General features: G+C 71.5%; 17 protein-coding genes and 1 pseudogene. 17 read left to right on the top strand and 1 reads right to left on the bottom strand.

The genetic code is table 11. The features are described 5' to 3' along the window. The 13 genes and pseudogenes from VM685_RS05295 to VM685_RS05235 all read left to right on the top strand — a co-directional run. Positions 1-238 (top strand): annotated as a pseudogene (locus tag VM685_RS05295) (hypothetical protein); the annotation flags it as partial. Beyond that, positions 235-2,541 (top strand): TonB-dependent receptor, encoded by a 2,307-nt coding sequence (locus tag VM685_RS05290; RefSeq protein ID WP_325459079.1) that lies wholly within the window; start codon positions 235-237, stop codon positions 2,539-2,541. The pseudogene VM685_RS05295 and the gene VM685_RS05290, both read left to right, overlap by 4 nt. Beyond that, positions 2,472-3,125 (top strand): TetR family transcriptional regulator C-terminal domain-containing protein, encoded by a 654-nt coding sequence (locus VM685_RS05285; RefSeq protein ID WP_325459078.1) that lies wholly within the window; start codon positions 2,472-2,474, stop codon positions 3,123-3,125. Before VM685_RS05290 ends, VM685_RS05285 begins: the two co-directional genes overlap by 70 nt. Before the next feature lie 19 nt (positions 3,126-3,144). Then, complete coding sequence (locus VM685_RS05280; RefSeq protein WP_325459077.1) at positions 3,145-4,269, top strand: aromatic ring-hydroxylating dioxygenase subunit alpha; 1,125 nt, start codon at positions 3,145-3,147, stop codon at positions 4,267-4,269. Then, on the top strand, positions 4,269-5,861 hold the full coding sequence (locus VM685_RS05275) for an NAD(P)/FAD-dependent oxidoreductase (protein ID WP_325459076.1): 1,593 nt from the start codon (positions 4,269-4,271) through the stop codon (positions 5,859-5,861). The genes VM685_RS05280 and VM685_RS05275 overlap by 1 nt, the downstream gene beginning before the upstream one ends. Positions 5,862-5,918: 57 nt before the next feature. Further along, entirely contained in the window at positions 5,919-7,160 is a 1,242-nt protein-coding gene (locus VM685_RS05270; RefSeq protein ID WP_325459075.1) for an amino acid permease, read from the top strand. A 93-nt stretch (positions 7,161-7,253) separates the two neighbouring features. Continuing rightward, positions 7,254-7,730 carry a hypothetical protein gene (locus VM685_RS05265; RefSeq protein WP_325459074.1) on the top strand — a complete coding sequence of 159 codons (477 nt, stop codon included), beginning with the start codon at positions 7,254-7,256 and terminating at the stop codon, positions 7,728-7,730. A gap of 88 nt (positions 7,731-7,818) precedes the next feature. Then, the gene (locus VM685_RS05260) at positions 7,819-8,451 is read left to right on the top strand and encodes a DUF4129 domain-containing protein (RefSeq protein ID WP_325459073.1); all 633 of its coding nucleotides are present in this window, start codon (positions 7,819-7,821) and stop codon (positions 8,449-8,451) included. Then, complete coding sequence (locus tag VM685_RS05255) at positions 8,448-9,683, top strand: DUF4350 domain-containing protein (RefSeq protein ID WP_325459072.1); 1,236 nt, start codon at positions 8,448-8,450, stop codon at positions 9,681-9,683. The genes VM685_RS05260 and VM685_RS05255 overlap by 4 nt, the downstream gene beginning before the upstream one ends. After that, positions 9,670-10,626: a MoxR family ATPase gene (locus tag VM685_RS05250; RefSeq protein ID WP_325459071.1), complete on the top strand. Its 957-nt coding sequence runs from the start codon at positions 9,670-9,672 to the stop codon at positions 10,624-10,626. Before VM685_RS05255 ends, VM685_RS05250 begins: the two co-directional genes overlap by 14 nt. Before the next feature lie 37 nt (positions 10,627-10,663). Continuing rightward, a complete protein-coding gene (locus tag VM685_RS05245) occupies positions 10,664-11,944 on the top strand; it encodes a DUF58 domain-containing protein (protein ID WP_325459070.1) in 1,281 nt (426 codons plus the stop codon). Beyond that, positions 11,944-12,939, top strand: a complete 996-nt coding sequence (locus VM685_RS05240; protein WP_325459069.1) for a stage II sporulation protein M — start codon at positions 11,944-11,946, stop codon at positions 12,937-12,939. Before VM685_RS05245 ends, VM685_RS05240 begins: the two co-directional genes overlap by 1 nt. Next, entirely contained in the window at positions 12,936-13,835 is a 900-nt protein-coding gene (locus VM685_RS05235) for an RDD family protein (protein WP_325459068.1), read from the top strand. The genes VM685_RS05240 and VM685_RS05235 overlap by 4 nt, the downstream gene beginning before the upstream one ends. 12 nt (positions 13,836-13,847) lie before the next feature. Here the strand turns inward: VM685_RS05235 and VM685_RS05230 are convergent, their stop codons facing one another. Next, positions 13,848-14,618, bottom strand: a complete 771-nt coding sequence (locus VM685_RS05230) for a hypothetical protein (protein ID WP_325459067.1) — start codon at positions 14,616-14,618, stop codon at positions 13,848-13,850. A 187-nt stretch (positions 14,619-14,805) separates the two neighbouring features. On the opposite strand from VM685_RS05230, the gene VM685_RS05225 reads away from it, so the two are divergent. From VM685_RS05225 to VM685_RS05210, 4 genes are read left to right on the top strand one after another with little or no spacing between them, the layout of a single operon-like run. Then, on the top strand, positions 14,806-15,912 hold the full coding sequence (locus tag VM685_RS05225) for an endo-1,4-beta-xylanase (RefSeq protein ID WP_325459066.1): 1,107 nt from the start codon (positions 14,806-14,808) through the stop codon (positions 15,910-15,912). After that, positions 15,903-17,549, top strand: coding sequence for a glycoside hydrolase family 43 protein (locus VM685_RS05220; protein ID WP_325459065.1), 1,647 nt, complete (start codon positions 15,903-15,905; stop codon positions 17,547-17,549). The genes VM685_RS05225 and VM685_RS05220 overlap by 10 nt, the downstream gene beginning before the upstream one ends. Then, positions 17,546-19,927 carry a glycoside hydrolase family 3 N-terminal domain-containing protein gene (locus VM685_RS05215; RefSeq protein WP_325459064.1) on the top strand — a complete coding sequence of 794 codons (2,382 nt, stop codon included), beginning with the start codon at positions 17,546-17,548 and terminating at the stop codon, positions 19,925-19,927. Before VM685_RS05220 ends, VM685_RS05215 begins: the two co-directional genes overlap by 4 nt. Further along, on the top strand, positions 19,927-22,533 hold the full coding sequence (locus VM685_RS05210) for a glycosyl hydrolase 115 family protein (protein ID WP_325459063.1): 2,607 nt from the start codon (positions 19,927-19,929) through the stop codon (positions 22,531-22,533). Before VM685_RS05215 ends, VM685_RS05210 begins: the two co-directional genes overlap by 1 nt.

Here is a 22,533-nt window from a genome sequence, read left to right as displayed (position 1 = left end):
CCATTGCGGCCTGCCGTTCGAGGAGGCCTGCCTGCGGTTCTACGAGAACGACCGGGCCGTGCGCACGGCCAGCTCCGAGCAGGTGCGCCAGCCGATCTACACCGACGCCGCCGAGCACTGGCGTCACTACGAGCCGTGGCTGGAGCCGCTGAAGGCGGCGCTGGGCCCGGTGCTGGAAAGCTATCCAAGAGCCCCGGCGTACGAGGGGCCGATCACCGAGAAGAGGGGGTGCGTATGAGGCTTCAATCCAAGGGGAGGCTGGCCGCGTTGCTGGCGTCCACGATGTTCACCGGACTGGCGGCGCCCGCGCTCGCCCAGACCGCCGGGTCGCAGCTGGAGGAGGTGGTCGTCACCGCCCAGAAGCGGTCGGAGAACCTGCAGGACGTGCCGGTGAGCGTGCAGGCGATCGGCACCGAGCGGCTCGACGAGCTGCAGATCTCGGACATGACCGACTACGCCCGGTTCCTGCCGAACGTCACCATCCAGACGGCCGCGCCGGGCTTCTCGACCATCTACATGCGCGGCGTCGCCTCGGGCGAGAACAACAACCACTCCGGCCCGCTGCCCAGCGTCGGCGTCTACCTGGACGAACAGCCGGTGACGACCATCACCGGTCCGCTGGACATCCACGTCTACGACATCGCCCGTGTCGAGGTCCTGGCGGGGCCGCAGGGCACGCTCTACGGCGCCTCGTCCCAGGCCGGCACCATCCGGATCATCACCAACAAGCCGTCGCCGTCCGGCTTCTCGGCCGCCTATGACCTGGAGGCCAACAAGGTCAGCCACGGCGACTACGGCTACGGCTTCGAGGGCTATGTGAACCAGCCGCTCGGCGAGAGCATGGCGGTGCGCCTGGTGGCCTGGGCCCAGCACGACGCCGGCTACATCGGCAACGTGCCGGGTACGCTCACCTACCCGACGGGCCCGGTGACGGTGAACAACGCCCCGCTGGTTGAGAACGACTACAACGAGGTGGACACCTACGGCGCCCGCGCGGCGCTGCGCGTGGACCTCAACGAGAACTGGACGGTCACGCCCACCCTGAACGCCCAGCGGACCGAGGCCGACGGCGGCTTCGCCTACGACCCGGGCAAGGGCGACCTTAACGTCAGCCGCTTCCGGCCGGAGAGCAGCGACGACAAGTGGTTCCAGGCGGCCATGACCATCGAGGGCACGGCGTCCGACCTCGACATCGTCTACGCGGGGGCGCTCATGAAGCGCTGGATCGACGCCGAGTCCGACTATTCGGACTACTCGTACTTCTACGACACCCTGGCGGGCTACGGGTCCTACTGGGTGGACGACGCGGGCAATCCCCACGACATCTCGCAGTACATCCAGTCCAAGGACGTCTACAAGAAGCAGAGCCACGAGCTGCGGATCAGCACGCCGGCCGACCAGCCGCTACGGGTCACCGGCGGGCTGTTCTACCAGCGCCAGACCCACAACATCCAGCAGCGCTACAAGATCGACGACCTCGCCGCGGCGACGGAAGTCCCCGGCTGGCCGGACACCATCTGGCTGACCAAGCAGCTGCGCGTGGACCGCGACACCGCCGCCTTCGCGGACATGAGCTTCGACGTCAGCGAGAAGCTGACGCTGAACGCCGGCATCCGCTTCTTCAAGGCGCGCAACTCGCTGGTCGGCTTCTTCGGCTTCGGCGAGGGCTACAGCGGCAGCACCGGCGTCGCCGCCTGCTTCGGCCCCGAGGACGTGGAAGGCAGCCCCTGCACCAACGTCGACAAGGTCACCGAGGACAAGGGCCACACCTACCGGCTGAACGCCCAGTACGACATCGACGAGGACCGGATGGTCTACGTCACCTATTCGACGGGCTACCGGCCGGGCGGGATCAACCGGCGCGGCACCCTGCCGCCCTACGAGTCCGACTACCTGAAGAACCTGGAGTTCGGCTGGAAGACCACCTGGCTGCAGAACCGGCTGCGGTGGAACGGCGCGATCTACTCGGAGAGCTGGGACGACTTCCAGTTCTCCTTCCTGGGGGCCAACGGCCTGACGGAGATCCGCAACGCCGGCAACGCGAAGATGAAGGGGATCGAGACCGACGTGAGCTGGGTGGTGGCCGAGGGCTTCACCCTGAACGGCGCGGCGGCCTACACCGACGCCGAGCTGGACGAGGACTACACTCCCGATCCCAGCGCGCCGCCGGCCGCGCCGAAGGGCACCTCCCTGCCGGTGACGGCGAAGTTCAAGGCCAACCTGACGGCCCGCTACGAGTGGACGGTCGGCGACATGGACGCCCACGTGCAGGGCTCGGTCGTGCACACGACCTCGGCCTGGCCCGACCTGCGGCTCGACGACCGCGCCGTGGTCGGCAAGCTGCCGTCCTACACCACCTTCGACCTGGCGGCCGGGGTACAGCGGGAGAGCTGGCGGGTGGAGGCCTTCGCCAAGAACCTGCTGGACGAGGAGGGCCAGCTCGATCGCGGCGTGCAGTGCGCGCCTGCGGTGTGCTCGCGGGTGTTCGTGACGCCGATCCGGCCGAGGACCATCGGGCTGCGCTTCGGACAGTCGTTCTGAGCGCACGGTTCTCTCGCGAGCTGGCTGAGGTCCGCCGCAAGGCGCTGATCGAGGCCACGCTCGCGAGCCTCGCCGACCGGGGGCTGGGGGCGGTGTCGGTGCGCGACGTGGCCAAGCGCGCCGGCGTCTCGCCCGGGCTGGTGCGCCACCACTTCGGCGGCTTCGGCCAGCTGCTGGTCGAGGCCTACCGCCACGTGGTCGCCCGCGTCGATGTCCACATCGACGCGGCGATCGCGGCGGCGGGGCCCGCGCCGCAGGCCCGGCTCGACGCCTTCCTGACCGCCAGCTTCTCGCCGGCCATCGTCGACCGGGACCTGCTGTCGGCCTGGCTCGGGTTCTGGGGGCTGGTGCGCTCGGACCCGGGCGCGGCGGCCGTGCACGCCGAGACCTTCGCCGCCTACCGCCGCCGCATCGAGGGATTGCTGGCGGGCCTGGGCGTGGCGCAGCCCGGGCCGGCGGCGCTCGGACTCTCGGCGCTGCTGGACGGACTCTGGCTGGAATTGTGCCTCGATCCGCAGACCTTCACCGCCGAGGAGGCGGTGCGGCTGGCCCGCCAATGGGTCCGTTGCTATACGAGCGTATAGCAAGGATGAGGGACGCGCGGTGAGCGGACTGGAGCAGAGCCTTCCGGCCTGGATCTACTCGGACCCGGGCTTCTTCGAGCGGGAGCGGCAGACGGTGTTCCGCACCGGCTGGCAGGTGGTCTGCCACGTCAACGATGTGCCGAACGCCGGCGACTACCAGACCCTCGACCTCCTCGGCGAGCGGGTGATCGCCCTGCGCGGCGACGACGGGACGGTGCGCTGCTTCCACAACGCCTGCCGCCACCGGGCCGCGCGGCTGGTGGACGGCTCCGAGGGCAACTGCGGCCACCGGCTGGTCTGCCCCTACCACGCCTGGAGCTACGGCCTGGACGGGTCGCTGAAGAACGTGCCGCGCTGGCAGGGCTTCGAGGACCTGGACCTCGCCGCCCATGGCCTGAAGCCGGTGGAGCAGGAGATTTGGCGCGGCTTCGTCTTCGTCCGCTTCGCCCCGGGCCTGCCGAGCGTTGCCGAGATGATGGCCCCCTACGAGGCCGAGATCGAGCCGCATGGTTTCGAAGACCTGCAACCGCAGGGGCGGGTTACGCTGCGGCCGCGGCCGGTGAACTGGAAGAACGTGGCCGACAACTACGCCGACGGCCTGCACATCCCTGTGGCCCACCCGGGGCTGACGCGGCTGTTCGGGCCCACCTACGCCATGGAGGCCGGGACCTGGACCGACCGGCTGTGGGGAGACATCACCGAGGCGCCGTCGTCCAACTGGGTGGAGCGGAACTACCAGGCCCTGCTGGACAGCTTCGACCACCTGCCGCCGGAAGGGCGGCGGCGCTGGCTCTACTACCGGCTCTGGCCGAACCTCGCCTTCGACGTCTATCCCGACCAGGTGGACTTCATGCAGTTCATCCCGGTGTCGCCCACCGAGACCCTGATCCGCGAGATCGCCTATGTGCGACCCGACGCGCGGCGCGAGGTGAAGGCGGCCCGCTACCTCAACTGGCGGATCAACCGGCAGGTCAACGCCGAGGACACGGTGCTGATCCAGCGGGTGCAGGACGGCATGGCCTCTTCCGGTTACGTCTCCGGTCCGCTGGGGCCCTCGGAGGTCTGCCTGGCCGCCTTCGCCCGGCGGCTGAAGGCCCAGATCCCCGAAGCCGCCCTCGACCACGCGCCGAAGGAAGCCGCCTGATGACCGACGTGATCGTGGTGGGCGGGGGCCACAACGGCCTGACCTGCGCCGCCTACCTGGCCGCCGCCGGGCTGAAGGTGACGGTGCTGGAGCGCCGCGAGGTGGTAGGCGGGGCCGCCGTCACCGAGGAATTCCACCCGGGCTTCCGCAATTCGGTGGCCAGCTACACCGTCTCCCTGCTCAATCCGAAGGTCATCCGCGACCTTGAGCTTCACCGCCACGGCCTGAAGGTGGTGGAGCGGAAGATGTCCAACTTCCTGCCGCTGGAGGGGGACCACTTCTGCGTCGGCGAGGGTCGGACCAAGGCCGAGGTCGCCCGCTTCTCCGCGCGCGACGCCGAGCGGCTGGACGCCTACGGCGACCGGCTGGAACGCATCGCCGACGTGCTGCGCGAACTGGTCCTGATGACCCCGCCGAACCTGGTGGAGGGCGGGCTCGCCAAGGCCATCCCCGAGCTCCTGAAGAGCGCGAGCCTTGGCCGACGGCTGTCGAAGCTGGACATGACCGGCAAGCGCGACCTGCTCGCCCTGTTCTCCCAGTCGGCCGGCGACTGGCTGGACGGCTGGTTCGAGAGCGAGCCGATCAAGGCCGCCTATGGCTTCGACGGCGTGGTCGGCAACTACGCCAGCCCCTACACGCCGGGCTCGGCCTACGTCCTGCTGCACCATGTGTTCGGCGAGGTGAACGGCAAGAAGGGCGCCTGGGGCCACGCCATCGGCGGCATGGGTGCGATCACCCAGGCGATGGCCGCCTGCTGCCGCGAGCGCGGCGTGGAGATTCGCACCGGGACCGGCGTCGCCGAGGTGCTGGTGGAGAAGGGCCGCGCCGCGGGCGTGGTCACCGAGGCCGGCGAGACCCTGAAAGCCCGCGCCGTGGTCTCGAACCTGCACCCGAAGCTGCTGTTCGGGAAGCTGGTGGACGAGGCCGCGCAGCCCGCCGACTTCCGCGAGCGGATCGGCCGCTACCGCTCCGGCTCCGGCACCTTCCGGATGAATGTGGCGCTGTCGGAGCTGCCCCGGTTCTCGGTCCTGCCCGAGCCCGGCGAACACCTGACCGCGGGCATCATCATCGCACCCAGCCTCGACTACATGGACCGCGCCTACACCGACGCGCGCCACCACGGCTGGTCGAAGGACCCGATCGTCGAGATGCTGATCCCGTCCACCCTGGACGACAGCCTGGCGCCGGCCGGCCGGCACGTGGCCAGCCTGTTCTGCCAGCACGTGGCGCCGACGCTGCCCGACGGCCGGTCGTGGGACGACTGCCGCGAGGAGGTGGCCGACCTGATGATCGCGACGGTGGATCGCCACGCCCCGGGGTTCAAGGCCTCGGTGCTCGGCCGTCAGGTGCTGTCGCCGCTGGACCTCGAGCGCACCTTCGGCCTCGTGGGCGGCGACATCATGCACGGCAATCTCAGCCTCGATCAGATGTTCTCGGCGCGGCCGGTGCTGGGGGCGGGCGACTACCGCACCCCGGTCGCCGGGCTTTACCAGTGCGGGGCCGGGACCCATCCGGGCGGCGGCGTCACGGGCGCGCCGGGCCACAACGCCGCGCGCGAGGTGGTGCGCGACGCGAAGCGGAGAAGGTTCTAGCCCCCTCTCCCAGGCGGGGAGGGGATGTGCTCCACTGGACCGGCGGGGGAGCATCGTTTGGCTGAGACGCGCGAGAAGGGCCTGAAGCAGCAGGGGTTGGGGCCCCTGACGGCGACCTTCCTGGTGGCCGGCAACATGGTGGGCTCGGGCCTGTTCCTGCTGCCGGCCTCGCTGGCGAGCGTCGGCAGCTCGAGCCTCATCGGCTGGGCGATCGCCGGGGCCGGGGCCATGGCGCTGGCCGGGGTCTTCGCGATCCTGGGGGCGATGCGGCCCGATCCCAACGGCCTGGTGCGCTATCCGGCCGACGGCCTGCATCCGGCGGCGGGGTTCGTGGCCTGGGCCGCCTACTGGGCGTCCTGCTGGGTGGGCAATGTGGCCATCGCGCTGGCGGCGGTGGGCTACCTCGCCGTCTTCCTCCCGGGCCTGATCGGCGCCTGGCCAACGGCGCTGGGCGCCATCGGCCTGATCTGGCTGATGACGCTCGCCAACCTCTCCGGGCCGCGGGCGGTGGGCTGGTTCGCGGGCTCGACCCTCCTGATCGGGCTGGTGCCGATCCTGGCGGCCATCGTGTTCGGCTTCCTGGCCTTCGACGCCGAGGTCTTCGCCGCCTCCTGGAACGTCAGCGGCCAGCCGCTCGCCCAGGCGATCCCGGCCAGCCTGGTGACCATCTTCTGGGCCTACCTGGGCCTGGAGAGCGCGACGGTCGCGGCCAAGGCGGTGGACAATCCCCGCCGCAACCTGCCGATCGCAGCCCTCGGTGGGGTGGCGCTGGCCTCGGTGATCTATGCGGCGGCCACGGCGGCGGTGATGGGGGTGATCCCGGCGTCGGAGCTGGCGACCTCCACCGCGCCCTTCGCCGACGTGGTCCAGCGGCTGGTGGGCCCGATCGCCGGCGCGGTGGTGGCGGCCTGCGCGCTGGCCAAGACGCTGGGCACGCTCGCCGGCTGGCTGCTGGTGGCGGCGGAGGCCGGCGCGTCCGGCGGGGCGAGCGGCTACCTGCCCCGGGCGATCGCCGGCGAGCGGGGGGCGCGCCTGCCCGTGCGCGGGGTGATCGTAACCGCGGTCCTGATGTCGCTGACCGCGCTGGCCACCGTCTCGCCGACCCTGACCCGGCAGTTCAACGCCCTGATCAACGCCGCCGTCCTTGCCAACCTCGGCATGTACCTGCTGTGCGCCCTCGCCCTGATCCGGTTCTCGGGGGGCATGGAGAGCGCCGCGCGGCGCTGGCTGGCCCGGCTGGTGGCGGCGCTGGCGGGGATCTTCTGCCTGTGGGCGACCTGGGCTTTCCTCGTCGCCTGAGGCGCGGTCGCGTAACGCGGTTCATCGGGCTTGCCACGCAAGCGCCGCCGTGGGCACCCTGCCTGACGTGGTGTGATTACGGGGAGGAAACCTATGCGCACCCTCTTGATGGCGGTTCTGCTCGCGGGCGGGGTCGCACTGTCGGGCTGCGAACAGTCGGCCAGCGAGGCCGCCGCTCCGCCAGCGCCGGCCAAGCCCAAGTCGCTGGCTCGGCCGGCCCAGATGTACGCCGGCCAGGACCAGATCCTCAGCATCGACAAGGGCGAGTTGGAGTTCGATCAGAGCGGGAAGCTGATCCTGAAGGTGGAGGGCAAGGCGCCCACCGCCGGCTGGAGCGACGCGGCCTTCCTGCCGAGGATCTACGCTGCCGCGCCGAAGGACGGGATCTACGAGGTGGACGTGATCGCCACCAAGCCGGAGGGCGCCGCGGCCCAGGCGGTGACGCCGATCGAGGCCGAACGGGCCTGGACGGGCTTTCCCAGGGACCGGCTGAAGGGCGTGAAGTTCATGTCCAAGACCAACGAGGTCGTGGCCATGCTGCCGCAGACGGCGCCCGCATCGGGCTCCTGACGGCGGGACGATGCCGGGCTGACGGGGGCGGCGCGCTGCGCTAGCCTCGGCGCACGCCGCGCAGTCCTGCGGCGGCGGAGGGTGTTGCGTGGCGGCAGACGCGGGGGCGTCGGAGGCGGGCCGGACGGCGGGCGCGAGCCTGGCCGAGGCGCACGCCGAACTGCTCCGGACCCCGGGCCTGCAGTTCGATTTCGAGGCCTTCACGCCACAGCCGCCGCCGCCGTGGCTGCAGCCGCTCATCGACGCCCTCACGGCCCTGGGGCCGGTGCTGAAGTATGTCTTCTGGGGCGGGGTGATCCTGGGCGCGGCCCTGATCCTCTGGTTCGTGGCCAACGAGGTTCTGGGCCTGCGGATCGGCTCGCGCCGGCGCATCCGCGTCGAGGCGCCCGACTGGCGGCCCGACGAAGCCCGGGCCCGCGCCCTGCTGGAGGACGCCGACCGCCTGGCGGTCGAGGGACGCTTCGCGGAGGCCATCCACCTGCTCCTGTTCCGCAGCATCGACGACCTCTCCGGGCGACGGCCCGGCGTCGTGCGGCCCGCGCTCACCGCCCGCGACATCGCCCGGCTGGACGCCCTGCCCGGCGAACCGCGGAGCGCCTTTGTCCGTATCGCCGAGGCGGTGGAGCGCAGCTTCTTCGGCGGCCGGACGGTGGACGCCGACGACTTCCGCGCCGCCCGTGCCGACTACGAGGCCTTCGCGTTCTCCGGAGCCTGGCGATGAGCGCGGCGGCCGAAGCGCCCGGGACGCGGCCGGCGACCTTCTCGCCGCGCACGGTGCTGGCGCTGGTGCTGGTGGGGATCGTCTCCTTCGCCTCGCTGGCGGTGCTGTCGGCCTATGCGCCGGAGATGAGACTGAGCCAGGACCCCGGCGGCCATGCGCTCTCCAGCTCCGCCATCGGCTTCCGTGGGGCGGTGGTCCTGCTGGAGGAGATGGGCGTCCCGGTCGAGGTGAACCGGCGCGATCCGCGCCGGCTGCAGGCCGATCCGGAGCTGGTCCGGGTGCTGACCCCCGGCTGGAGGACCGAGGGAAAGGACCTCGCCGCCTTCCCGAAGGCCGAGAAGACCCTGGTGGTGCTGCCGAAGTGGCGGGCGGCGCGCGATCCCATACGCCCGGGCCGGCTGCGGAAGGCGGGGCTGGGCGCGAGCACGGCCCAGGCCACCAACTTGCTCAGCCCGTTCGCCGCCCGCACCGAGGTCGCGCACCGCAAGGGCGCCTCCCGTCCCCGCCTGCATGGCGTCGGCGCGGCCTTCGCCGGCGCGGGCGAGCTGCCGCTGGGCGAGATCGACCGCCTGCAGACCATTTCCGGACCGGACTGGATCCCGCTGTTCGCGGACGAACTGGGCCGGACGGTGGTGGGCCAGTCGCGGAAGCGGCCGGACGTGATCGTGCTCGCCGACCCCGACCTCCTGAACAACCAGGGCATCGACAGCCTGGCCAACGCCCGCGCCGGGCTGATCGTGCTGGACCCGCAAGCCGGCAAGAACGGCGTCAGCTTCGACGTCACCCTGAACGGGCTCAAGCAGGGCCGCAGCATCGGCCGCACCCTGCTGGAGCCGCCGTGGCTGGCGGCGACCCTCTGCGCCGTGGCCGCCGCCCTGCTGATGGGCCTGCACGCGCTCGCCCGCTTCGGGCCGGCGCGGGGCCGCGGCCGGGCCGTGGCGCTCGGGAAGCGGGCGCTGGTGGACAATTCCGCGGGGCTGGTGCGCATGGCCCGGCGCGAGCCCGAGATGGCCGCCGACTATGTGGCGCTGACGAAATCCCTGATCGCCCGCGCCGCCGGTTCCGACCGGGCGGACGAGGCCTGGCTGGAGGAGCTGGCCCGCCTGCGCGGCGCCGCCCCGCCGGCCGAGCTCGCCGCGGAGGCCGGGCGCGCCAAGACCCGCGACGAGCTTCTGGCCGCCGCGCGCAAGCTGCACGACTGGAGACTGGAGATGACGCGTGAACGTCACTGAGGTGAAGGCGCTGGCCGAACAGGTGCGCGCGGAGATCGGCAAGGCCATCGTCGGCCAGACGGAGACGGTGGATCTCCTGCTGGTGGCCCTGTTCGCCCGCGGCCACGTGCTGCTGGAGGGGCCGCCGGGGACGGCCAAGACCTATCTGGCGCAGTGCTTCGCCCGCACGCTCGACCTGGGCTTCGGCCGCATCCAGTTCACGCCCGACCTGATGCCGGCCGACATCATCGGCACCAATCTGTTCAACTTCCAGACCTCCAGCTTCACGCTGAACCCGGGGCCGGTGTTCTGCGAGCTGCTGCTGGCCGACGAGATCAACCGCACCCCGCCGAAGACCCAGGCGGCCCTGCTGGAGGCGATGCAGGAGCGGCGGGTGACCATCGACGGCAAGTCGCACGCGCTGTCCGACCGGTTCATGGTGGTGGCGACCCAGAACCCGCTGGAGCAGCAGGGGACCTATCCTCTGCCGGAGGCCCAGCTCGACCGCTTCCTGTTCAAGCAGTCGCTGCAGTACCCGAGCCGCGACGAGGAGCTGGCCATCGTGAAGGCCTACGGCGTGCAGGCCGGCCAGGCCGATCCCGCCGACATGGGAGTCGGCAAGGTCGCCACGATCAAGACGCTGAGCGCCGCCCACAAGGCGGTCGCCGAGGTGCGGCTGAACGACGATGTGGCGGGCTATGTGATCGACCTGGTCCGGGCGACGCGGGAGACGACGGACCTGCAGAGCGGCGCCTCGCCGCGCAGCGCCGCCCACCTGGCGCTGGCCGCCCGGGCGCGGGCGGCGCTGGACGGCCGTGACTACGCCATTCCGGACGACGTGAAGGCGCTGGCGCTTCCGGCCCTGCGCCACCGGGTGATCCTGTCGCCCGCCGCCGAGATCGAGGGCCGCCGGGCCGACGAGGTGATCCGCGCACTCGTCGACCAGGCCGCCGTTCCGCGCTGATCCGGTGACCCTCTATCCCACCCGCAGAGCCATCCTGTTGGCCGCCGCCGGAGCGCCGGTGGCGCTGGCGGTGGCGCTGGCCGCGCCCGGGCTGTGGGTGGCGGCCGGGGCGTGGGTGCTGATGGCGGCGGGCTTGATGCTGGCCGACGCCCTGCTGTCGGCGAGGCCCGCGGCCCTGGAGCTGAGCGTCGCCGCGCCGCGGGTGCTGGGCGTGGGCCGGAACGACGCGGCCGAGGTCACCGCCGCCTTCGCCGGCGCGGGGCCGCGGCAGGTGGAGCTGGCCCTGGGCGCCAACGACCGGCTGTCGGTCTCGCCGGCTCGGCAGACTGCGCGGGCCGCGGGCGGTGCGGCGCGGGCCCGGTTCGCGCTCTCGCCGCAGCGGCGGGGCGAGGGCCGGATCGAGGGGCTTTGGGCGCGCTGGCAGGGTCCGCTCGGCCTCGTCTGGCGCCAGCGCGAGACGCAGCCCGCTCACACCCTGGCGGTGACGCCCGATGTGCAGGCGGTGAAGGACGAGGCCCTGCGCCTGTTCGCCCGCGACGCGCCGTTCGGGCAGAAGGCCCAGCTCGACACCGGCGAAGGCTCCGACTTCCATGCCCTCAAGGAGTTCCAGACCGGCATGGACCTCCGGTCCATCGACTGGAAGCAGAGCGCGCGTCACGCCAAGCTGGTGGGCCGGGAGTACCGCACCGAGCGCAACCACCACGTCATCCTGGCGATCGACACCGGTCGGCTGATGTCCGCGCCGACCGCCGGCATCCCGCGCCTGGACCACGCGATCAACGCCGCCCTGTTGCTAGGCTTCGTGGGCCTCAAGCTTGGCGACCGGGTGGGTCTCTTCGCCTTCGACGCGCGGCCCCGGGTGTCGAGCGGCGTCACGGCGGGCGCCCAGGCCTTCCCCCTGATCCAGCGGCTGGCGGCGCAGCTCGAATACTCGGCGGAGGAGACCAACTTCACGCTCGGCCTCACCACCCTCGCCGGCCGGCTGGACCGCCGCGCCCTGGTGGTGGTGTTCACCGACTTCGCCGACCCCACCAGCGCTGAGCTGATGGTGGAGAACGTGCAGCGCCTGATGCGCACCCACCTCGTCATGTTCGTGGTGTTCCGCGACCAGGAGCTGGAGGACCTCGTCCGCGCCGAGCCGCAGGACGCCGACGACGTCTCGCGCGCGGTGGTGGCCGGGGCGCTGCTCCGGCAGCGCGAGGTGGTGGTGGCGAGGCTGAAGCGGCTGGGGGCGCAGATCGTCCAGGCGAAGGCTGGCGAACTCGGCCCCGCCCTGGTCAACGCCTACCTCGGCGCCAAGCGGCGGGAGCTCCTCTGATGGCCGAGCTGCAGCTCAAGAGCCACCGCTTTCGGGAGGAGCGCGAGGCCGACTGGCGCCGCCTCGAGGCGCTGCTCGCCAAGGCAGAGAAGGGCGGGGCGGCGAAACTGCGGCGCAACGAGCTCCTGGAGATGCCGGTGCTCTACCAGCAGGCGCTCTCGTCGCTGTCGGTGGCGCGCTCCATCTCGCTGGACCAGAGCCTGGTGGAGTACCTGGAGAGCCTCTGCACGCGCGCCTATTTCTTCGTCTACGGCACGCGCACCCGGCTGGGCGAGCGCGTGCTGGGCTTCTTCCGCCACGAGTGGCCGGCGGCGGTGCGCGGCCTGTGGCGCGAGACCCTGGTCTCGGCGGCGATCATGGTGGTGGGGGCGATCACGGCCTTCATCCTGGTGGGCCAGGACCCGGACTGGTTCTACGGCTTCATCCCGGCGGAGCTGGCCGGCGGACGCGACCCCGCCGCCTCGGCCGCCAGCCTGCGCGGCACGCTCTATGACGAGGCCACCCTGCGGGACGGACTGGGCGCCATGGCGGCCTTCCTGTTCACCCACAATTCGCAGGTGGCGATCTTCGCCTTCGCGCTCGGCTTCGCGCTCTGCCTGCCGACGGCGGCCCTGATGATCTACAACGGCTGCATGCTGGGGGCCTTCCTGGCGCTGTTCGCCAGCCACGGCCTGGCTTTCGAGGCCGGTGGCTGGCTGATGATCCATGGGGTCACGGAGCTGTTCGCCATCACGCTGGCCGGCGCCGCTGGCTTCTCCATCGGCTGGGCGGTGGCCTTCCCCGGCGAGCGGACGCGGGTCGACGCCGCCGCCCACGCCGGACGCCGGGCGGCCATGGTGATGGCCGGCGTGGTGGTCATGCTGTTCGTGGCCGGCCTGCTGGAGGGTTTCGCCCGGCAGCTGATCCGCAACGACCTCGCCCGCTATGCCGTGGCGGCGGTCACGGGGATCGTCTGGGCCGGTTACTTCTACCTTCCCCGTAAGGCCCGGCGATGAGCCTCGCGGGCGTGCTCCGCCGCCGCAAGCGCGACCGCCCGGCGCGCGCGCCGGACGACGGCTGGCGCGAGTTCATCACCCCCGAGGGCGTCGATCTGCGCCTGAAGATCGGGGCCTACTCCGAGCGCGCCGCGGCCTTCTTCGTCGATGCCCTGATCATCGCCGCCGGCCTCGTCGCCTTCACCCTCGTCGTCGTGCTGGCCAACCTGCGCCTGAGGTTCGGGTTCGCCATGGAGCTGGCGGCGGTGGTCTGGACCCTGGGCTTCTTCGCGGTCCGCTACTTCTACTTCGTCTTCTTCGAGCTGCGTCCGAGCGCCGCCACCCCGGGCAAGCGGACCATGGGCCTCAGGGTGATCGCCCGCGACGGCGGCCGGCTAACGGCCGACGCGGTTTTCGCGCGCAACGCCATGCGCGAGCTGGAGGTCTTCCTGCCGGCCGCCTTCTTCTTCGCCCGCGGCGAGGGGGTGGACGCCTGGCTGATCGGGTTGGGGGTGATCTGGAGCGGGGTGTTCGTGGTTTTCCCGCTGTTCAACCGCGACCGGCTGCGCCTGGGCGACCTGGCGGCCGGGACCATGGTGGTGAAGGCGCCCCGGCGGGTGCTGCGCCCGGACCTGACGCGGGACGCACCCTCGAGCGCCGGGCTCGCCTTCACCCAGGCGCAGCTCGACGCCTATGGGGTCAAGGAACTGCACGTTCTGGAGGGAGTCCTGCGCTCGGGCGAGCGGCGCACCATGGCGGAAGTCGCCAAGCGCATCCGGGGCAAGATCGGCTGGGAGGGGCCGGACGACCTCTCGGACCGGGCGTTCCTGTCGGCCTACTACGCGGGGCTGCGGGGACGGCTGGAGAAGCGGATGCTGTTCGGCCACCGCCGCCGCGACAAGTTCGACCGTGTGTAGGCGCCCAGGGGCCTAGTCGAAGATCGCGGCGAGCGCGTTCGGCGTCGCCCCCTCGCGGACCCTGCGAAGCTCGGTGTAGAGCACCGCCCCGCCGGTGGCCCCGATCAGGGACGAGATGACGTTCGTCACCGTATTCACCGCGATCTCGCCGGGACCGGTGGCCATGTCCCGGTCGCCGTCCACCAGTTGCCAGGCCCCGGACAGGGCCGCGACGACGGCGCCGATGATCACGTAGGCGACAACGTAGATCAGGAAGAGGCCAAAGATCCGCCAGCGGTTGCCGCGGGTCAGCTCGGCGCTGCGGCCGAAGGTGTCCATGATCGGCTTGCGCTCGGCGATTAAGACTGGGACCGCCACGCACCAGGCGACGGCGATCATGATCCCGGGCACCAGCAGCAGGACCGAGCCGAGGGCTACGGCGAGGCCGTACAGGAGACCCACCGCGAAGAGCGGCAGGAAGGATCGCAGGCCGATGGTGATGCTCTCGGTGACGTTCACCCGGCGGTCGTTGAGGTAATGGATCGCCCCGTAGGTAAGGGCGCCCTGCAGCACCAGGCCCGCGACGCCGGAGATCAGCCCCGTCGTCACGAACCAGGCCCAGAGGGTGGCGGAGTCCGTCTCGTTCGCCTGCATCTGAATGAGGCCGGCGACCAGCGTCGGGATGCCGGTGAGGATCACGGCGAGGACCAGGAAGGTCACGAAGTTGCGACCCAGCACCTCGAAGGTCTGCTGGATCACGCGACCGATCTCGAGCTTGTCCGAAGCCATCGTGGCCGTGGTCATGGCGTCCCTCCCGTTCCCTAGGGGGAACCAAAGCATGCATCTGGCAGGACGTCGATCCATGGGAGCGCTACCAGAAATCGCTTGAATGGTCTGACCACGTCCGGCACACATTCGGGAGACAAGGGTCCGCAGGCCGCCTCAGGGCGCAGACGAGATCCGGAATGGGGAGTTGGGCGTGCGGCGAGGATTGTCGCGTCGGGAAGCGCTGGCTGCAGGGTCGGCCGCCGTTCTGGTCGGCGCGGCCGCGCCTGCGCCGGACTCGCTGGATGGGCTCGCCCGCGCCAGGGGCGTGCGGTTCGGGACCGCCCTGGGCGGCCGGGGCCTGGCCGATCCGGCCTATCGCGCGCTGGTCGCCGCCCAGTGCGGGGCGCTGGTCGCCGAGAACGAGCACAAGCTCTATTCGCTGATGCCGCAGGCGCAGGGCGCATGGCGCTTCGGGCCGGCCGACGCCATCGCGGCTTTCGCCCGCGAGAACGGCATGGTCCTGCGCGGACACACGCTCGTCTGGAACAAGGACGAGTTCACGCCGGCCTGGGTGAGGGCCCACGACTTCGGCGGGCGGGACGCCGCCGCGCGCTGGCTGACGGACTATGTGAAGACCGTGGCCGGCCGCTACCCGCAGGTGCAGTCCTGGGACGTGGTCAATGAGACGGTCGACCCGGCGACCGGCGCGGAGCGGGACACCGCCCTCGGCCGCGCGGTGGGCCCGGAGCTCGTGGAGCTCTCCTTCCATGCTGCCCGCGAGGCCGCGCCCAATGCGAAGCTCGTCTACAACGACTACATGGGCTGGGGCCCCTATTTCGCAAAGCACCGGGCCGGCGTGCTCAAGCTGCTGGAGCGGCTGAAGGCGAAGAACGTGCCGGTCCACGCCCTCGGCATCCAGGGCCACATCGGCGGCGGCGTGGACGAGCCGGAGGTGGCCCGCTTCGCGGCCGCCGACCAGCGCGAGTGGCGGGCCTTCCTCGACGAGGCCAAGGGCATGGGCCTCGACCTGCTGATCACCGAGCTCGACGCCAACGACAAGGCGATGCCGTCCGACATCCCGCGCCGCGACGCGGAGGTGGCGGCGCTGACGAAGGCCTACCTGGACCTGATGCTGTCCTACCCGGAAATGAAGCAGGTGCTCGTCTGGGGCCTGGCCGACAGCTACTCCTGGCTGCAGGGCACGACCCCCAAGCCCGACAAGCTGCCCAAGCGCCCGACGCCCTACGACGCCGAGCTCCGCGCCAAGCCGATGCGCGAGGCGATCACGGCCGCCTTCCGCGCCGCGCCGGAGCGTACGCCATGGGCCTGATCCGCACGGTCATCCTGGCGCTGGCCATGGCCGGTCCCGCCGCGGCCGGAGAGGCGCGGTTCGACTGGTTCGACTACCGCGGCCAGGCCCCGCCGCCGGCCCCGGCCGGCCAGTTCCGCAACCCGGTGCTCACCGGCTTCTACCCGGACCCGAGCTCGCTGCGGGTGGGCGACGACTACTATCTGGTGAGCTCCACGTTCTCCTATTTCCCGGGCCTGCCGGTGTTCCGCAGCCGCGACCTGGTGAGCTGGCAGCAGATCGGCAACGCCATCGACCGGCCGGGGCAGCTCGACTTCTCCGGGCTGGGGCTGTCGCGCGGCGTCTTCGCGCCGGACATCACCTGGCGCGACGGGACCTTCTACATCCTCAACACCTGCGTGGACTGCGGCGGCAACTACCTGATCAGCGCGAAGGACCCCGCCGGTCCCTGGTCCGACCCGGTCTGGATCCGGGAGGTGGACGGGATCGACCCCTCCTTCTTCTTCGATGACGACGGCCGCGCCTATCTGCTGAACAACGGGCCGCCGGAGGGGACGCCGCTCTACGAGGGCCACCGCGCGATCTGGATGCAGGAGTTCGATCTCAACGCGCTCAAGCCGGTTGGTCCGCGCAAGGTGCTGGTGAACGGCGGGGTCGACCTCTCCAAGAAGCCGATCTGGATCGAGGGCCCGCACATCTACCGCAAGGACGGCTGGTACTACCTGACCTGCGCCGAGGGCGGCACCTCCGAGCAGCACTCCCAGGTCGTCCTGCGCAGCCGGGAGGTCTGGGGCCCCTACCAGCCCTACGCAGGCAACCCGATCCTCACCCAGCGCCACCTGCCGAGGGATCGGCCGGACCCCGTCACCTCGGCGGGCCACGCCGACCTCCTGGAGACGCCGGCCGGCGACTGGTGGGCGACCTTCCTCGCCACCCGGCCCTACGCGGGCGACTTCTACAACACCGGACGCGAGACCTTCCTGCTGCCGGTGAGCTGGAAGAACGGCTGGCCGGTGATTCTGGAGGGCGACGCGGCCATCCCCGCGGTCCTGCCGCGGCCGAAGCTGCCGGCCGGCGCCGGTCCGGCGCCCGACGCCTACCGGGACGAGTTCGACGCCCGGGCGCTCGGCCCGGCCTGGATGACCATCCGTTCGCCGAAGTCCCGCTGGCACCGGCTCGGGGGCGGGGCGCTTTCGCTGCAGGCGCGGAACGTTCCCCTGGGCTCGCTCGGCCAGCCCTCCTACTTCGGCCGCCGCCAGCAGCACATGCAGGCGGAGGCGGCCACCCGGGTGACCTTCGCCCCGGCCCGCGATGGCGACCGGGCGGGTCTCGCGGCCCTGCAGAGCGAGGACTTCTTCTATCTCCTGAGCCTCGCCCGCGACGGCGGCCGCACCGTGGTCAAGCTGGAGCGTCGGGCCGGCAGGGGCGAGGCGCCGCATGGCGTCACCCTGGCCGCCGCGCCGGTCCCGGCCGGACGGCCGGTGGAGCTGAAGGTCGTCGCCCGGGGCGACCGATACGACTTCCTCTACGCCATCGAGCCCGGCCGCTGGACGACGCTCCAGGCCGGCGCCGACGGCACGATGCTTTCCACCAAGACCGCCGGCGGTTTCGTCGGCGTGACCTTCGGCCTCTACGCCTATTCGGAAGACACTCCATGACGATGCGCCTCACCCGCCGCCACGTCGGCGCCAGCCTGATCGCCATCTCCGCGGCGCTCGCGGCCCAGCCCGCCGGCGCGCAGGGCCGGCCGCTCTACAAGGACGCGAAGGCGCCCACCGACGCGCGCATCGACGACCTCATGGGCCGCATGACGCTTGAGGAGAAGTGCGCCCAGCTGGTCGGCATCTGGCTGAAGAAGGAGACCATCCAGACGGCGGACGCGGAGTTCTCGCCGCAGAAGGCGAGCGCCGCCTTCCCGCACGGCCTTGGCCAGATCTCCCGCCCCTCCGACCGCCGCGGCGCGACGCAGGGGCCGCACGCCGGCGCCGCGCCCGGCACCATCAACCGCACGCCGGTGGAGACCGCCCGCTACATCAACGCCGCCCAGCGCTGGGCGATGACGAAGACCCGGCTCGGCATCCCCATGCTGATGCACGACGAGGCCCTGCACGGCTACGTCGCGCGCGAGTCCACCATGTTCCCGCAGGCCATCGGGCTCGCCTCCACCTGGGACCCGGAGCTGGTGGAGAAGGTGTTCTCGGTGGCGGCCCGCGAGATGCGCGCCCGCGGCTCCAACATCGCGCTGGCGCCCGTGGTGGACGTGGCCCGCGATCCCCGCTGGGGTCGGATCGAGGAGACCTACGGCGAGGATCCCCACCTCGTCGCCGAGATGGGGCTCGCCGCCATCCGCGGCTTCCAGGGCCGCACCTTGCCGCTGGCGAAGGACAAGGTCTTCGTCACGCTCAAGCACATGACCGGCCACGGCCAGCCGGAGAGCGGGACCAACATCGGGCCGGCGCAGATCTCCGAGCGTGTGCTGCGGGAGAGCTTCTTCCCGCCGTTCGAGCGGGCGGTGAAGGAGGCCAACGTGCTGTCCGTCATGCCCTCGTACAACGAGATCGACGGGGTGCCCTCGCACGCCAACAGGTGGCTGCTGACCGACGTGCTGCGGGGCGAGTGGGGCTTCAAGGGCGCGACCCTCAGCGACTATTTCGCGATCCGCGAGATGGTCACGCGGCACAAGATGTTCGAGACCGGCGAGGACGCGGCCGTGGCGGCGATCAACGCTGGGGTCGACGTCGAGCTGCCGGACGGCGACTGCTACAACGCGCTCCCGGCCCTGGTGCGCGCGGGGCGCGTCTCCCAGGACCAGGTCGACGCGGCCGTGCGCCGGGTGCTGCGCCTGAAGTTCGAGGGCGGCCTCTTCGAGAACCCCTACGCCGACGTCCGCAGCGCCGACCGACTGACCGCCGCGCCGGACGCCATCGCGCTCGCCCGCGAGGCGGCGCGCAAGACCATGGTGCTGCTGAAGAACGACAAGAACCTGCTGCCGCTCGACGCCGGCAAGATCGGCCGGCTGGCGGTGCTGGGCACGCACGCCCGCGACACCCCGATCGGCGGCTACAGCGAAATCCCGCGCAAGGTGGTGAGCGTACTGGAGGGGGTCCAGGCGGAGGCGAAGGGCCGCTTCCAGGTGGACTACGCCGAAGCCGTGCGGATCACCGAGAGCCGCGTCTGGGCCGCCGACGAGGTGAAGCTCGTGGACCCGGCGGTGAACGCCCGCCTGATCGCCGAGGCCGTTGAGGTCGCCCGGCGCGCCGACGTGGTGCTGATGGTGCTGGGCGATAACGAGCAGACCAGCCGTGAGGCCTGGGCCGACAACCACCTGGGAGACCGCAGCGAGCTCGGCCTGATCGGCCAGCAGGAGGACCTGGCCCGGGCGATCTTCGCGCTCGGCAAGCCCACGGTGGTGCTGCTGCTCAACGGGCGGCCGCTGGCGGTCAACCTGCTGGCGGAGAAGGCCGACGCCCTCATCGAGGGCTGGTACCTCGGCCAGGAGACCGGGAACGCCGTGGCCGACGTCCTGTTCGGCCGGGCAAATCCGGGCGGCAAGCTGCCGGTGACCATCGCGCGCGACGCCGGCCAGCTGCCGATGTTCTACAACCGCAAGCCCACCTCGCGGCGCGGCTACCTGTTCGGCGACACCAGCCCGCTCTATCCGTTCGGCTTCGGGCTCTCCTACACCACCTTCCAGATTTCGGCGCCGCGCCTGTCGCGGACCAGCCTGGGCGTCGCGGACACCCTGCGCGTGGAGGTGGACGTGGCCAACACCGGCGCCCGCGAGGGCGACGAGGTTGTGCAGCTCTACCTGCGCGACGAGGCCGCCTCGGTGACCCGACCGCTGCTGGAGCTGAAGCGGTTCCGGCGCGTGACGCTGGCCCCCGGCGCGCGGACCACGGTGGCCTTCGACCTGACGCCCGACGACCTCGCCATTTGGAACATCGACATGAAGCGGGTGGTGGAGCCGGGCAGGTTCACCGTCTCCGTCGGCCCGAACTCGGTCGACCTGAAGAGCGCCCAGTTCACCGTGGCTTGATGCCCTGGACCGGCCTCCTTCGGGGAGGGGCCTGGGCGCTCGCCGCCCTCCTCGTCTCGCTCGCCGCGGCGCCAGCCTTCGCCTGCACGACGCCGGTGTCGGTGTGCGAGCGCGCGAGCCCGGGCGCGTTCGGCCTGATCCGCGGCGGGCGGCCCGCGGCGGTCTACGTCGACGCGATCGCCGACCCGGCGGTGAAGCACGCCGCCGACGGCTTTGCGGCGGATCTGCAGCGGGTGAGCGGCCGGTCCGTCGTGCGGGTCGCCGATCCGGCGCAGGCGAAGGGCGAGCTGGTGGTCATCGGCGTGCGGGGCCAGAGCCCGGCGATCGACCGCCTGGCGGCGCAGGGCAAGCTGAGCGCGGACGACCTCGCCGGCCAGTGGGAGGCCTTCCGCCAGGTGGTGGTGGAGCGGCCGTTCCCGAACGTGCCGCGCGCCCTGGTGATCGTGGGTTCGGACCGCCGCGGCGCGGTGTTCGGCGCCTACGACCTCTCGGAAAAGATCGGGGTCTCGCCCTGGTACTGGTTTGCCGACGCCCCGGTGGCGCGCAAGGCGAGCCTACACGTCACCGCCGGCGCCCGGCGTGACCAGCCGAAGGTGAAGTACCGCGGCTTCTTCATCAACGACGAGGCCCCGGCGCTGACCACCTGGGCGGAGAAGCGGTTCGGCGGGGCCAATTCGAAGATGTACGCGCACGTCTTCGAGCTGCTGCTCCGGATGAAGGGCAACTACCTGTGGCCGGCTATGTGGCAGCCGCGGGCGTTCAACGACGACGACCCGCGCAACATGGTGCTGGCCGACGAGATGGGCGTGGTCATGGGGACCTCCCACCACGAGCCTATGACCCGGGCGCACGACGAATGGCGCCGCGACAAGCACGGCGGCGTCACCGGCGGACGCTGGGACTATGCGACCAACGGCGAGACCCTGCGGACCTTCTGGCGCGGCGGGATCGAGCGGAAGATGTCGAAGGGCGACGGCCGCGGCTACGAGGCCATCGTCACGGTCGGCATGCGCGGCGACGGCGACGAGGCGATGAGCGACGCCACCGCCACCCAGCTCCTGGAGACCATCGTCGCCGACCAGCGGAAGATCATCGCCGAGGTGACCGGGAAGCCCGCCGACCAGACGCCGCAGGTCTGGGCGCTCTACAAGGAGGTGCAGGACTACTACGACCAGGGGATGAAGGTCCCGGACGACGTGACCCTGCTGTTCGCCGACGACAACTGGGGCCAGATCCGCCGCCTGCCGACCGGAGACCTCGAGCGGACGGGCGGGTACGGCGTCTACTACCACTTCGACTATGTGGGGGCGCCCCGGAACTACAAGTGGCTGAACAACACCCAGGTCGAGAAGACCTGGCAGCAGATGGACCTGGCGTACGCGCGCGGCGCCCGGACGCTGTGGATCGTCAACGTGGGCGACATCAAGCCCATGGAGTTCCCCCTGAGCTTCTTCTTGGACCAGGCCTGGGACCCGGAGGGCATGACGGTGGAGGCGCTGGGCCGCTATCCGGAAGGCTGGGCGCGGCGGACGTTCGGACCGGCGAGGGCCGCCGAGATCGGCGAGCTGATCACCCGCTACAGCCGGCTGGCCGCGCGGCGGAAGCCCGAGCTGATCGATGCCGGCAGCTTCCGGCTGGGGGAGGCGGCGGGGGACGAACTGGATGGCGGCGAGTTCGGAGCCATGGTCGCCGAGTGGGACGACCTGGAGCGCGACATGCTGCGGGTGAAGGCGCAACTCCCCGCGGACGGCCGCGACGCCTACCTGCAGGTGGTGGAGCATCCGGTGGCCGCCATGGCCAACCTCTACCGGCTGCACTACGCCACGGCCTGGAACCGGCGGCTGGCCCAGCGGCGCGACCCGCGGGCCAATGTCTTCGCCGACCGGGCCGAGGCGGCCTTCGCCAGGGACAAGGCCCTGACCGAGACCTACCACCGCGCCAATGGCGGCAAGTGGGACGGCATGATGAGCCAGACCCACATCGGCTACACGAGCTGGCAGCAGCCGGACACCGACATCATGCCGCGCCTGGAGCGGGTCGCGGCCCAGGCGCCCGCAAAGCCGATCGTCTTCGCGAAGCGCCACGCCTCACCGCCGGGCGTGACCGCCATCGAGGCGCCGCGTTTCCGGCGGACGGTGGACGGGGCGGGCCTCGGCTGGCGCGCGATCCCGAACCTCGGCCGGACCGTGGGGGCCGTCGCCGCTCTGCCGCAGGGCCGGCCGCCGACGACGGAGATGGACGGCGTGCGGGTGGAGTACGACCTCGCCACGACCCAGGCTGGCGACCTCACCGTCCAGCTCTATCTCGTGCCCACCCTGGACACGACCGGCCGCGGCTCACAACGGATCGGCGTCTCGATCGACGACGGGCCGATGCACACCCTGGTCGACAAGCTGATGCCGGCGCCCACCGCCACCACGCTCGAGGAGCAGGCCGCCTGGAGCAGGGCGGTGGAGGACAATGCCCGGGTGATCCAGACCACCTTCGCCGGCGTCGCCGCCGGCGCGCACGTGCTCAAGGTCTGGCGCCTCGACGACAATGTGGTGCTGCAGAAGATCGTCGCCGCGACGGCCCCGATCCCGATCAGCTACCTGGGGCCGAACTAG

It is taken from the genome of Phenylobacterium sp. (assembly GCF_035539035.1).
GTDB lineage: Bacteria > Pseudomonadota > Alphaproteobacteria > Caulobacterales > Caulobacteraceae > Phenylobacterium.
Note: the sequence above shows the minus strand (reverse complement) of the source record. Positions and strands in the feature narration are given on the sequence as shown.